Below are 12,801 nucleotides of genomic sequence, written 5' to 3'. Positions count from 1 at the left end.
GTCACAGCCCGTGCAGGGGATGCAGCGGATTGGGCACGGTGCCGTGGACGGCGGCATGCGGGCGCTCGGGCCGGTCCCGGTAGCCGTCGAGGTGCAGCCGGTTGCGGTTGAGGCAGAGCCGATCGATGCGCGGGGTGAGCAGGTCGAAGAGGGCGAAGCGCTCCTTGAGCTCGGGGAAGCGGTCGTGGTGGCGGACGATCTCCTCGCGCACCATTGCCCAGAAGTCGTCCTCGCAGACGCCGAGTTGCTCCTCGCAGAGCGGCGCGAGGTAGCGCAGGACTCCCACGAAGAGACCCGAATGGATGAACTGGGTGAGGAAGGCGGGCGGTTCGGTGAGCAGGATGCGGCGGACCTCGTCCGGCATGGTGTCGAGCTCGGGCAGCGGTTCGGCGCTGATGTTGATGTCGTCGACGAAGTCCTTGACGGCGAGCCGCACCGGCACATCGCCCTCGTCGAAGACGACGATCGCGTTCTCGCCGTGTGGCGAGAAGACGGTGCCGTAACGGTAGAGGAAATGCAGCAGCGGCGGGAGCAGGGCAGCGAAGAGCCGCCGTAGCCAGGTGCGGGCGTCGAGGCCGGAGCGCCGGACGAGTTCCGCGGTGAGGCAGCGGCCCGCGGGATCGGTGTGGATCAGTGCGGCGAGGGTGCGGGCCCGCTCGCCGGGGTCGAGGTGGCGGGCGAGCGGCTCCCGCCAGATCGCCCCGAGCAGCTCCTTGTACTGGTACGGGACCTCGGGGAGGTGGTCGTAGACCGGGTGCTCGACGGTGACGGAGGCGACCTCACCGAGCAGGATGACGCGGCAGTCGTCGCGCAGGAACGCATCGGCGTCGCGCAGTGCGTGGACCCAGGCCGTTACGGCGGGTGCGGCGAGCGTGCGCTGCGTGGGCAGGCCGCGCCAGACCAGCGTGTTGAGGACGGAGAGCGGCAGTTTGACGGTGTGCCGCTCCGGCCGGCTGACGTTGAGGAAGGTGCGAATCGACTGCTGGGGCAGGCGCAGGTCGCCGTCGGTCGGCAGCGGGATGATGTCCGCGCGGGCGATGGAGGGGGCGAAGAGCGGGACGACGGTCTCGTCCCACTGCCACGGGTGGACGGGCAGGTAGAGGTGGTCGCCGGGGTCGGCTCCGCGGCGCCGCACGGTGTCGTCGAAGGCGCGCAGCACGGACTCGTCGAGCTCGCAAGCGTAGAGGCTGCGGGGTGTCTCCAACCCTGCGACGCCACGGTAAGCGGCAAGTCCGCGGCCCACGGCGATCCAGGGCAGCGGCCGCGGGCATCGCGCTTCGGGCGCCCACCGCGCGGTGTCGGTGGATGAGAAGCCGAGGCGGCCCTTGTTGGGGACGATCCAGGGGTGGCCGGTCTGGTGACCTTCGAGCGAGGCGTAGTCGAGGTCGGCGAGGTCCGCGGCGGAGAGTGCATGCGCCGCGAGGCGGGCGTCGGCGGCGAGGGTCGCGGTGAGCTCCCGCAGGAGATGACCGAGGGTGTCGCCGGACAATCCGATGGCACGGCGGGCGCGGGTGAGGAAATCGAAGGGGTCGCCGGTCGGGGTGATCGAGGCGGGGTCGACGCGCCAGCTGCCGTAGGCGCCCCGTCGCGCCCGGAACCGGTAGGTGACGCCGTCGCCGAACTCCAGCCGGTACGCGCCGCCGGGGGCGGCGGTGCCGCCGATGCCGCCGGCGCCGTCGGGCTCGGGAGCGAGGACCTCCTCGTAGGCGAACTCGCCGAGCATCTTGGCGAGTATGGCGCGGGCTACGCGTGACCAGACGTCCTCGGAGAGTTCGCGGGGAAGGTGCAGCACCTGTCGGCTCCTGGGGGCGGGATGGACGATGTCTGGGGACGGGGCTTGTCAGAGCAGGTGTCGCAGGGCGCGGTCGCGGATCACCAAAGCGGCGCGCTTCTCCGGGAGGTCGATCTCGGCGGCGAACCGGAAGCCTGCGGTGAGAAAGGCCGCGACCGAGGGGTTGTTGCGCAGATCCGGTTCTGCGATGACGCGTGCGCAGCCGGGCCGGTGGTCCAGCACCTGGTCGGCAACGGTGCGCAGCAGGGCCGAGCCCAGGCCGCGGCCGCGGTCGGCGACGCGGCCGATCAGCAGATGGATGCCGGTGTCATTGGGTCGTACGGGGTAGTAGCGGGCTACGGGGTCGAGGTCGGCTCGGTAGATCTCCCAGTAGCTCATCGGCGTGCCGTCGAGGACGCCGAGACACGGGACGCTGCGGCCGTCGCCGTCGATCTGTTCGCGCAGATGTTTCTCGGTGATGTCGGGCGGGCCGGACAGCTCCCAGAACTCGGCGACAGCCGGATCGTTCATCCAGCCGGTGACGGTCGGAAGATCGCGCGCGACGACGACGGGGACGAGCTGGAAGGTGCCGTGCGGGGTGGTCTCGGGGCCCCACTCGGCGAGGCTGTCGAGGAGATCGTGATCGCCCAGGCGCACCGGGACGCGACCGGTCGGTGCGGTGGTGTCCGTCTCCGGAGGGAGCCCGGCGAAGCGCTCGGCGGGTTTCGCGAGCTCGGCGGGGAGCGTGAGGTCGAGCGTGTCCTCGGTGTCCGTCCCGTTCTCCGTTTCGGCTTCCGTGTGGGTGTGGGATTCGGTCGGCGGCATGGGGGTGGCCCTCCGCGTGGTTCACGCCGCGGGTGCGGCAAGGGGGTTGGGGATGGTGACGTACACGGACTGGGTGTCGACCGGGCCGATCAGTTCGTCGAGGCCGTGCAGCCGGGTGAGCAGGTTGGCCTTGCAGCGCAGAGTCGGCTGGTCCAGGAGGTGCGTCGGCAGCGGCGATCGGCCGCCGGTGGCCGCCTTCCCCAGGAAGCGGCGGAAGGCGGCGAGCAGCACCCGTTCGTCGGCGAGGCGCTGGGAGCCGAACGTACCGATCAGGCCGAGCACGTTGTTGATCCCGAGGTAGTACGCGAACCGCTCGTCCGCCACCGCGTCGGGGACGAACGTCTCGCTGTGGGTGCCGATGCCGGGCAGTCGCTTTTCGAGTTCGGCGCGGCGCGACTCCCGGAAGTAGTAGCCCTGGTTGTCGCGGTACCGTCCGCCGATCGGCCAGCCGTCGGGGTCGAGGAGCACCAGCGTGTTCTGCTGATGGGCTTCGAGGGCGACGCCCGCTTCACCATCCAGCCACAGCACTGGCAGGACAACCGCGTCGAGATAACGCAGGAACCACTCGGTGGCGACCGCGGCGACCCGGCGTCCGGTCCGGACGGCGAGCCCCTCGACGAGTCCGGCGAGGCGCGAGCGGAGTACATACGGCGACCGCTGCGCTGTCGCGGGCTCCGGTCGCAGCGCCGTCAGCCCGGCGAGGCAGTTGATGTCGTCGTCGGCGCCGAAGGTGGGATGGCGCAGGACGACGTCCAGCCCGGGGACGGGTTCGCCGTCGGGCGTGTCCACGGCGATCCAGGCCGGGTCGCGGACGATGTCGAAGCGGGGGTGCGCGGCGTGCCACTGGTCGGCGAGGCCGGTGCGCAGCAGGCGATGGACTTCGGCGCCGCGCAACAACTCCTTGCGCAGGTTCTCCCGGCGGGAGTTGGTGATGCGCACTGCGAGGGAGAGTTTGAGCATGGCGGGCGCGCCGTGCCGGTACACGGTGCGCACCGACGAGGTGGGGTGCCATGCGTCGCCTCGCGGGCCAAGATCGTGGAGCAGGCCTGCGTCGATCAGGCGGCGCACCTGTGGACGGTGCGTCAGCTCGCCGGCCTGCCAGGGGTGGAGCGGCAGGGCCACGACGGATGCGGGCAGCTCGGTGCCGGGGCCGAGGAGTTCCGCGGTGAGCCGGTCCGCGGGGATGGTGCGCCCGCGGACGGTCCAGGCCGAGTCGGTGGCGAGGACGGAACGGTCGACGGCCATCCAGTGCAGCGGGAACGCACCGCGCAGCTCGGGCGAGTAGGCCTGCGCCTCGGCGTCGGTGAGCAACTCGCGGCTCTTGGGGGTGGGGTGGAGTGGGTGGCCGAGGACGAGCGACTGCTCGGCGCTGAGAAAGGGCGGCACGCCCTGCGCCGGAGCCGCGGTGATACGGCGTTCGCGCAGGAAGACTGCGGTACGGCGGACGGAGTCGGCAACCCGGAAGGCGAGGTCGGCGCCTTCGGCGGGGGCGCTTCCGGCCTCGCGGGCGAGGAGCGCGGCGAGCGTGACGGCGTCCAGGTGCGGTGCTCCGGCCCCGGTGCCGTCAAGGACGGGCGGTCCGCCGAAGCGGTGGCTGCCGACGGCCGACCAGTGGCGTACGGGCACCCGCAGCGCGGTGCCGGAGGCGGCGAGCGGGATGGGCAAGGTGCCGTCGGCGGGGGTGGCGACACCGGCCTCGCGGATCCAGCAGCGCAGCAGATTCTCGGTGGCGGCCGCGTCCGCTGCGGCGTACGGGTCGGCCTGCTCCAGCGGATCGGCGTCCTCCGCTACGGCCACTACGGCCGGCTCGGGGAAGGTCGCGGCCCGCTGGCCGGGCACAGCTGCGGTACGCGGTTGTCCGGCGCCCGATGGTCGGGTCATGGCATTGCTCCGTGTTTCGGTGGTGCTCCATGGTTCGGTGGTGAAAGATGTGCGGTCCGCTCGGCCGCGGCGATCGCATCGGTCAGGCGGTCGAGCACCGCCTCCGCCTGCTCATCGGTGATGGTGAGCGGGGGCAGCAGTCGTACGACGCTGCCATGCCGGCCGCCCAGTTCGACGATGAGCCCGCGGCGCAGCGCCTCGCGCTGCACTGCGGTGGCGATCCGGGGCGCGGCGGGCAGCGCCCCGTAGTCGTCGCGTTCCGCGTCGGCGTCGACGATTTCGACACCGATCATCAGTCCGCGTCCGCGCGCCTCCCCGATGCACGGGTGGTGCGCGGCAAGTGCCCGCAGCCGCGAGAGCATCCGGGTGCCGAGTGAAGCGGCGCGCTGGTCCAGCCGGTTCTCGCAGACGAAGCGCAGGGTCGCGCTGCCCGCGGCCATCGCGAGCTGGTTGCCGCGGAAGGTTCCCGCGTGCGCACCGGGCCGCCAGACGTCGAGCTCGTCGCGGTAGACGATGACGGCGAGCGGGAGGCTGCCGCCGATGGCCTTGGAGAGCACCATGACGTCGGGCACGATGCCGCTGTGCTGTACGGCCCAGAACGCGCCCGTGCGCCCCACGCCCGTCTGCACCTCGTCGACGACGAGCGGGATGCCGCGCTCCTCGGTGATCCGCCGCATGGTGCGCAGCCACCCGTCCGGCGCCGGGATCACCCCGCCCTCGCCCTGGACCGGTTCGACGATCATCCCGGCGAACGGGTGGACGCCGGCGCCCGGGTCGTCGAGGAGGCTCTGCGTCCAGCGGGCGGACAGCTCAGCGCCGCGCTCCCCTCCGGTGCCGAACGGGCAGCGGTACTCGTACGGATACGGCAGCCGCGTCACGCCGGCGCCGGGCTCGGCCACGGCCGCCCTCGCGGCGGCGGCGCCCGAGGCCGCCAGTGCACCGGCGGTCATGCCGTGGTATGCGCCGCAGAAGGCGAGCAGTCCGCTGCGTCCGGTGGCGGTGCGTACGAGTTTGACGGCCGCCTCGACGGCGTCGGTGCCCGCGGGGCCGCAGAACTGGATCCGGCCCCGCTCGGCGAGCGCGGGCGGCAGCGTCTCGAACAGGGCCGTGGTGAACGCGTCCTTGACGGGTGTCGCGAGGTCGAGGACGTGCAGCGGCGCCTCCGAGTCGAGCACGGCGCGGATGGCTTCCAGCGCCACCGGGTGGTTGTGGCCGAGCGCCAACGTCCCCGCGCCGGCGAGGCAGTCGAGATACCGGCGTCCGTCGGCGCCCTCGATGGTCATACCCCGCGCCCGCACCGGGACGATCGGCAGCGATCGTGCATAGGTGCGTGCTGCCGACTCGCGGGACGCCTGCCGCCGCAGGATCGACTCGGCGGCCGTCCGCGCGTCGCTGCGGTGTCGCGGCGGTGGTGCGATGGATGCCGGTCCGGCCACGAGACGGCCCCTCCCTGACGGTCGATTGCTTCTCGGCGCACTCCCCCGTCCGTATCAACGTCCGTGGGCGCCACGAGCAACGGCCGGTCGCCAGGGATCCTTCACAGGGGAACCACAGCCCCGCCCGCATCCGTCCCCCACGGACCGGCCGGACCGGCCGGACCGGCTGTCGCTCGACGCGAGCGAGCCGACCGAGTACCGGGTCGGCTGCACGATGACGGGAGGTTCGTCGGGCGGCGGCTGGTTCGCCAAGGAGCCGGACGGGCAGGTGGCGTTGGTGTCCAACACCTCGATCGGCCCGGCCGGCGCAACACCTGGCTTGCGGGACCGCACCTCGGCTCGAAGGCGCAGAGCGTCTACCAGTTCGTCAGCGCCAGGTTCGCCGCCCGGCAGCGGTAGCGGCAGCGGCGCGCAACACAAGAGCGGTCCGCCCCTTCGCCGAGGGGCGGACCGCCTTAGTGATGCGTCAGCGCTGCGCGGCGAGGGCGTACGGCGCGAGCTCCGCCGCCAGTTCGTCGTGGACGCGCGCCTTGAGCAGCGTGCCCTCGCCGGTGTGGTCCTCGGAGAGCACCTCACCGGATGCGTGCACACGCGAGACCAGTGCGCCGTGGGTGTAGGGCACCAGCGCCTCGATCTCCACCGCGGGGCGCGGCAGTTCGTCGTCGATGAGCTCCCGCAGTTCGGTGATGCCCTTGCCGGTGCGTGCCGAGACCGCGATCGCGTGCTTCTCGTCGCGCAACAGCCGCTGCAGGACGAGCGGATCGGCGGCGTCCGCCTTGTTGATCACCACGATCTCGGGCACGTCGGTCGCGCCCACCTCACGGAACACCTCACGCACCGCGGCGAGCTGCTCCTCCGGCACCGGGTGAGAGCCGTCGACGACGTGCAGGATCAGCTCGGCGTCGGCGACCTCCTCCATCGTGGAGCGGAACGCCTCGACCAGGTGGTGCGGCAGATGCCGCACAAAACCGACGGTGTCGGCGAGCGTGTACAGCCGGCCGCTGGGCGTCTCGGCGCGGCGCACGGTCGGGTCGAGGGTGGCGAACAGCGCGTTCTCCACCAGCACGCCCGCGCCCGTGAGCCTGTTGAGCAGCGAGGACTTGCCGGCGTTGGTGTATCCGGCGATGGCGACCGACGGGACCTGGTGGCGCTTGCGCTCCTGGCGCTTCAGGTCACGGCTGGTCTTCATCTCCTTGATCTCCCGGCGCATCTTCGCCATCTTCTCGCGGATGCGGCGCCGGTCGGTCTCGATCTTGGTTTCACCGGGGCCACGGGTGGCCATGCCGCCGCCGGACGAGCCGGAGCCGCCACCACCCATCTGCCGGGAGAGCGACTGGCCCCAGCCGCGCAGCCTGGGCAGCATGTACTGCATCTGCGCGAGCGAGACCTGGGCCTTGCCCTCCCTGGACTTGGCGTGCTGGGCGAAGATGTCGAGGATCAGCGCGGTGCGGTCGACGACCTTGACCTTGACGACGTCCTCGAGGTGGATCAGCTGGCCGGGGCTGAGCTCACCGTCGCAGACCACGGTGTCGGCGCCGCTGTCCAGGACGATGTCACGCAGCTCGTGGGCCTTGCCTGAACCGATGTAGGTCGCGGGGTCGGGCTTGTCGCGGCGCTGGATCACGCCGTCGAGGACGAGGGCCCCCGCGGTCTCGGCGAGTGCGGCGAGCTCCGCGAGGGAGTTCTCCGCGTCCTCGACCGTGCCGTCCGTCCACACGCCGACAAGGACGACGCGCTCCAGGCGCAGCTGCCGGTATTCGACCTCGGTGATGTCCTGGAGCTCGGTGGACAGCCCCGCGACGCGGCGCAGCGACGCCCGGTCGGAGCGCTCGAGCTGGTCGCCGTCGCGCTCCCCGTCGATCTCGTGGCTCCACGCGACGTCCTGTTCCATCAGAGCACCGGCCCTCAGGCTCTCCAGGCGTCGACGCGCCGAGGCGGCGGACGGGTCGGTGATGAAGGACGAAGAAGCGGAGTGGGTCAATGGGTTCCTTAGCGTCGAGGGTGTTGTGCGCGGCCGGCCGGGCCTTCCGCCCGCCGCGCCGGCGGCTACTGTCACAGTGGGAAGAACGCCGGGCGGGCCCGGAGGATTCCCCTGGGCGCCGCCGTCGGCTGCCCGCGCACGATGGTCGCACGCTCAGGCGCCCGCGTCACGCCGGTTTCAGCGGCCTGTCCGGCTGCCGCGCAATCCTCGCGGACGGTACGGCGAGCGGGCCGGGCCGCCAGTCGGGGCGGCCGGGCATCGGCGGCGTGGTGGCTCCGTAGAGCCAGGGCCGCAGGAATCCGGACAGGTCGCGCCCTGCCGTCTGGGAGGCGAGGGCGATGAAGTCGGCGGTGGAGGCGTTGCCGTCGCGGTAGCGGGTGACCCAGGCCCGCTCCAGGCGGCGGAAGACGCGGTCCCCGATCTCCTGGCGCAGGGCGTAGAGGACGAGTGCGCCGCTGCCGTAGACGTTGTTCCGGAAGATGCCGAGCTTGCCGGGGGACGGGGAGGCCGGGCGTGCGGGCGGGCCGTCGTCGGTCCGGGCGGCGTTGTCGGCGGCGTAGGCGGCGCGTGCCTGCGCGTCGAGGCTCGGCCCGTACTTCATCTCTCCGCGGTACCGCCACTCGTACCAGGTGGCGTGCCCCTCGTTGAGCCACAGGTCGGACCAGGTGGCGGGGGTGACGCTGTCGCCGAACCACTGATGGGAGAGCTCGTGCAGCATGTAGGGCGCCGCGAGGGCGGTGGGGGCGAGCAGCAGGCGTCTCTCGAAGAGCGAGAGGGTCTGGGTCTCCAGCTCGAAGCCCGTGCTCGTGTTGACGCTGAGGATGCCGTACGTCTCGAAGGGATACGGGCCGACCTGCCGTTCCATCCACGCGATCTGGCCGGGGATCATGGCGAGCCGGGCGGCGAGGCGGGCGCGGTCGCCTGCACCCACGACGTCGCGCAGCGGCAGGCCGTCGGGTCCGGTGCCGCGCACGACTGCGGAGCGGCCGATGGAGACCTGGGCGAGCTCGGTGGCCATCGGGTGCGCGGTGCGGTACGTCCAGACGGTGTCCTGCCCGTCGGAGCGGGGGGCGGAGGAGGGCAGGCCGTTGGCGACCGCGATCACGCCCCTGGGCGTGATGATCCGAAAGGTGAACCAGGCCTTGTCGGAGGGGTGGTCGTTGCAGGGGAAGACGCGGTGGGCGGCATCGGCCTGATCGGCCATGGCGAGCCCGTCCGGGGTGCGGATCCAGCCGCCCTCGGTGGCGTCCTCACCGTTCGGGTCGCTGGTGTGGGTGACGACGATGCGCAGCGCGGAGCCGCGCGCGATCGGGTGCGCCGGGGCGATCAGGAGCTTTTCCGCGCGGAAGCCGAAGCGGGCGGGCAGCCCGTTGACGGTGACCGAGCGTACGACGCCGTGGGCGAAGTCCAGGGTGAAGCCGGCCAGGTCGGCGGTGGCATGGCCGTCGATGCGTGTGACGGCGTCGAGCGGCCGGTTGTTGGCGTGGTAGTCCAGCGAGATGTCGTACGCGCTGACGCGGTAGCCGGGATTGCCGAGCGTGGGATAGAGCCGGTCGCCGAGGCCGGCCGGGCTGCCGCTCAGCTGCGCGGCGGTGAGGGTGAGGACGGCTGCGGCGGCCGCGAGGGCGCGCCGGGCAGGTGATCCGATCATGGACCACCGCTATCAGCGCGCCGCGCCCGCGCGTCGGCGGCGCGGCTTCGTCCCACTCGATCGAGGACACTCCCTGCGTCAGCCGGAGGCGGTGGCGACGGGATAGTGGGTGCGGTAGACGTCGTACACGCCGGGGACGCGGCGCATCGCGCGCATCAGGTCGGGCAGTGCGCCCGCCTCGGCGAGTTCGACGGTGTAGGTGTGGCGGACGCGTTGCTCCTGCGGGGGCTCGACGGCTGCGGCGAGGATGCCGACGCCCTCCGCGGAGATCGCCTCGGTGAGGTCGGCGAGCAGATGGGGGCGGCCGAGCGCCTCAGCGCGAACCGTGACGCGATAGCCGGCCGAGGAGACGCCGGTCCGCCACCGTACGACCTGCTTGGCGCGTCCTGACGAGGTCATACGGGCGACGACGGGACACTCGGCGCGGTGCACGGCGACGGTGCCGCCGCGGATGAGGAAGCCGGTGACGGCGTCCGGCGGTACCGGAGTGCAACAGCGTGCGAGCCGCACCGCCGCGCCCGGCAGGTCCGTGACGGCGACGGGCTCGGCAGCGGGCGACGCGTCGTGCGCGGGAGCGGGCCGGACGGCGGGTGCCTGCGGCTCGTCGTCCCCTCGCGCGGGGTGGGCGGCGAGCCAGCGGGTGATCGCGATGCGTGCGGCCGGTGTACGGGCGTGGTCGAGCCATTCGGGCGACGGTCCCGAGCCCTCGCCGGTGGCGGTGAGCAGCTGCAGGGTGTCCCCGTCCTGCAGCACGGTGCCCATCGAGGCCAGCCGGCTGTTGACGCGGGCGCCCACGCATGCGTGGCCTTCCTCTGCGCGCAGCACATAGGCGGCGTCGACGCAGGTGGCGCCGGCGGGCAGTCCGATGGTGCCGCCGTCGGCGGAGAAGACGGTGATCTCCCGGTCCTGGGCGAGTTCGTCGCGCAGCGCCGTCCAGAAGGTGTCGGGGTCGGAGGCGTCGCGCTGCCATTCGAGGAGGCGGGAGAGCCAGCCGGGACGGGTCGGGTCGGTGCGCTCGCCGTCGCGGTCGGCGTCGTCCGGGGCGTCCCGGTCGGTGTCGGTGGCCGTGGCGTAAGGGTTGCCGAGGGCGACGACGCCGGCCTCGGCGACCCGGTGCATCCGCCGGGTGCGGACCAGGACCTCGGTGATCGCACCGTCGGCGTCGGCGATCGCGGTGTGCAGCGACTGGTAGAGGTTGAACTTCGGCGCCGCGATGAAGTCCTTGAACTCGGAGATCACCGGCGTGAAACAGGTGTGCAGTTCACCGAGGACGGCATAGCAGTCGGCGTCCTCCGCCACCAGGACGAGGAGCCGGCCGAAGTCGTTGCCGCCGAGTTCCCCGCCGCGTTTGAGACGCAGCCGGTGGACGGAGAGCACATGCCGTGAGCGGATGCCGACCTCCGCATCGAGCCCCGCGTCGCGCAGCACCGTCCGTACCGCGTCGGCGGTCGTGGCGAGCGGGTCGGGGAGCGCGGCGTGGGCCAGGATCAACTCCCGTGCGCCGGCGTACTCCTCGGGGTGCAGGATTTCGAAGACCAGGTCCTCCAGCTCGGTCTTGAGCGCCTGGACCCCGAGCCGCTCGGCCAGCGGGATGAGCACGTCGCGGGTGACGCGGGCGATCCGCTGCTGCTTGTCCGGGCGCATCACACCGAGGGTGCGCATGTTGTGCAGCCGGTCGGCCAGTTTGATCGACATGACGCGGACATCGTTGCCCGTGGCGACGAGCATCTTGCGGAACGTCTCGGGCTCGGCAGCCGCTCCGTAGTCGACCTTCTCCAACTTGGTGACACCGTCGACGAGATAGCAGACCTCCTCGCCGAACTCCTCGCGCACCTGGTCGAGCGTCACATCGGTGTCCTCGACAGTGTCGTGCAGCAAAGACGCCGTCAAGGTCGTGGTCTCGGCGCCGAGTTCGGCGAGGATCAGGGTCACCGCGAGCGGATGGGTGATGTACGGCTCGCCGCTCTTGCGCATCTGCCCGCGGTGCGAGGACTCGGCGAGCACATAGGCGCGGCGCAGGGCCTCGAGATCGGCGCGCGGGTGGTGGCCGCGGTGCACCTTGGCGATGTGCTCGATGGCGTCGGGGAGCCGGTCGCGGCCGCCTCCGGTGGTCAGCAACGCGGCGCGTCCCAGCCTGCGGAGGTCGAGGCGGGACAGGCCACGCCTGCGCTCGTTCCCGCCGTGGGCGGCATGCACCGCGTTGTCTGCGCTCATCGGGCACCTCCGGCAGCGTTCACCGGCGGCGAGCTGGATGCCGCGCCGGTGCTTGATGCTACCGGGCCCACCACGCGGTGCTGTCGGGCTCTCGCCCAGCGTGATCCGGATCACCCGTTAGAGGGAACGCGCACACGACTGTCGGCTCTACGCACGAAGCCATTCCGGGTCGATGACGCCCTCGGCGACAATCACCGCAGGGCCGCCCATCTCGATGGAGCCGTCGGTGCGTTCGGTGATGACGAGCCGTCCGCCGGGCACGTCGACGGTGTAGGTGACGGGGCGTCCGGTGACCGCTGGATCCGCCCCGTCGCGCCGCACCGCGGCGACCATGACGGCGCATGCGCCCGTGCCGCAGGAGCGGGTCTCGCCCGAGCCGCGCTCGTGCACCCGCAGCGCCACATGGCGCGGTCCGCGGTCGACGACGAACTCGACGTTGGTGCCGTCCGGGTAGGCGGCGGCAGGGCTCACGCCGGGCGCATCGAGGAGCGCGCCGGCCTGCGCCAGGTCGTCGACGAAGGCGACGGCGTGCGGATTGCCCATGTTGACGTTGCGGGCAGGCCAGCTGCGCTCACCGATGGTGACGGTGACCGCGCCCTCGGGGAGGGCTGCAGGCCCCATATCGACGGTGATATCGCCGGGCGTGCCGTCGGGCGAGGCCTTGGCGATGTGGGTGCGTCGGATACCGGCCCGGGTGGCGACGGGGACGTCCCCCTCCCCCACCAGCCCGGCGCGCTGCAGATAGCGGGCGAAGACCCGCACTCCGTTGCCGCACATCTCGGCGATGCTGCCGTCGGCATTGCGGTAGTCCATGAACCACTCGGCCTCGGCTGCCATGGCGGCGGCCTCCGGGTGCGCGGCGGACCGTACGACGCGCAGCACGCCGTCGGCGCCGATGCCGGCGCGGCGGTCGCACAGCCGGGCGACGGCGGCCGGGGACAGCTCGATGCGACCGTCCGGGTCGGGGACGATCACGAAGTCGTTCTCGGTGCCGTGGCCCTTGAGGAAGGCCATGCCCTGTGGTGCGCGCGTGTTCACGCCA

8 protein-coding genes are annotated in these 12,801 nt (G+C 72.2%); all 8 read right to left on the bottom strand.

Annotated elements, in window-relative coordinates; genetic code table 11:
* Nucleotide 1: 1 nt before the first annotated feature.
* Complete coding sequence (locus NGB36_RS20870) at nucleotides 2-1,792, bottom strand: IucA/IucC family protein (RefSeq protein WP_255921871.1); 1,791 nt, start codon at nucleotides 1,790-1,792, stop codon at nucleotides 2-4.
* 48 nt (nucleotides 1,793-1,840) lie between these two features.
* Nucleotides 1,841-2,596, bottom strand: coding sequence for a GNAT family N-acetyltransferase (locus NGB36_RS20865; RefSeq protein ID WP_255921870.1), 756 nt, complete (start codon nucleotides 2,594-2,596; stop codon nucleotides 1,841-1,843).
* A 21-nt stretch (nucleotides 2,597-2,617) separates the two neighbouring features.
* The gene (locus tag NGB36_RS20860; RefSeq protein WP_255921869.1) at nucleotides 2,618-4,477 is read right to left on the bottom strand and encodes an IucA/IucC family protein; all 1,860 of its coding nucleotides are present in this window, start codon (nucleotides 4,475-4,477) and stop codon (nucleotides 2,618-2,620) included.
* Nucleotides 4,474-5,913 (bottom strand): diaminobutyrate--2-oxoglutarate transaminase, encoded by a 1,440-nt coding sequence (locus NGB36_RS20855; RefSeq protein ID WP_372509486.1) that lies wholly within the window; start codon nucleotides 5,911-5,913, stop codon nucleotides 4,474-4,476. The genes NGB36_RS20860 and NGB36_RS20855 overlap by 4 nt, the downstream gene beginning before the upstream one ends.
* 466 nt (nucleotides 5,914-6,379) lie before the next feature.
* Nucleotides 6,380-7,867, bottom strand: a complete 1,488-nt coding sequence (hflX, locus tag NGB36_RS20845) for a GTPase HflX (protein WP_255921942.1) — start codon at nucleotides 7,865-7,867, stop codon at nucleotides 6,380-6,382.
* A 193-nt stretch (nucleotides 7,868-8,060) separates the two neighbouring features.
* Nucleotides 8,061-9,545 (bottom strand): M1 family metallopeptidase, encoded by a 1,485-nt coding sequence (locus tag NGB36_RS20840; RefSeq protein WP_255921868.1) that lies wholly within the window; start codon nucleotides 9,543-9,545, stop codon nucleotides 8,061-8,063.
* A 78-nt stretch (nucleotides 9,546-9,623) separates the two neighbouring features.
* Nucleotides 9,624-11,759: a RelA/SpoT family protein gene (locus NGB36_RS20835; RefSeq protein WP_255921867.1), complete on the bottom strand. Its 2,136-nt coding sequence runs from the start codon at nucleotides 11,757-11,759 to the stop codon at nucleotides 9,624-9,626.
* 147 nt (nucleotides 11,760-11,906) lie between these two features.
* Nucleotides 11,907-12,773 carry a diaminopimelate epimerase gene (gene dapF / locus NGB36_RS20830; protein WP_269470402.1) on the bottom strand — a complete coding sequence of 289 codons (867 nt, stop codon included), beginning with the start codon at nucleotides 12,771-12,773 and terminating at the stop codon, nucleotides 11,907-11,909.
* Between the last annotated feature and the right edge of the window lie 28 nt (nucleotides 12,774-12,801).

The organism is Streptomyces humicola (assembly GCF_024436035.1).
Lineage (GTDB): Bacteria > Actinomycetota > Actinomycetes > Streptomycetales > Streptomycetaceae > Streptantibioticus_B > Streptantibioticus_B humicola.
This window is presented reverse-complemented; position numbering and strand designations above follow the sequence as displayed.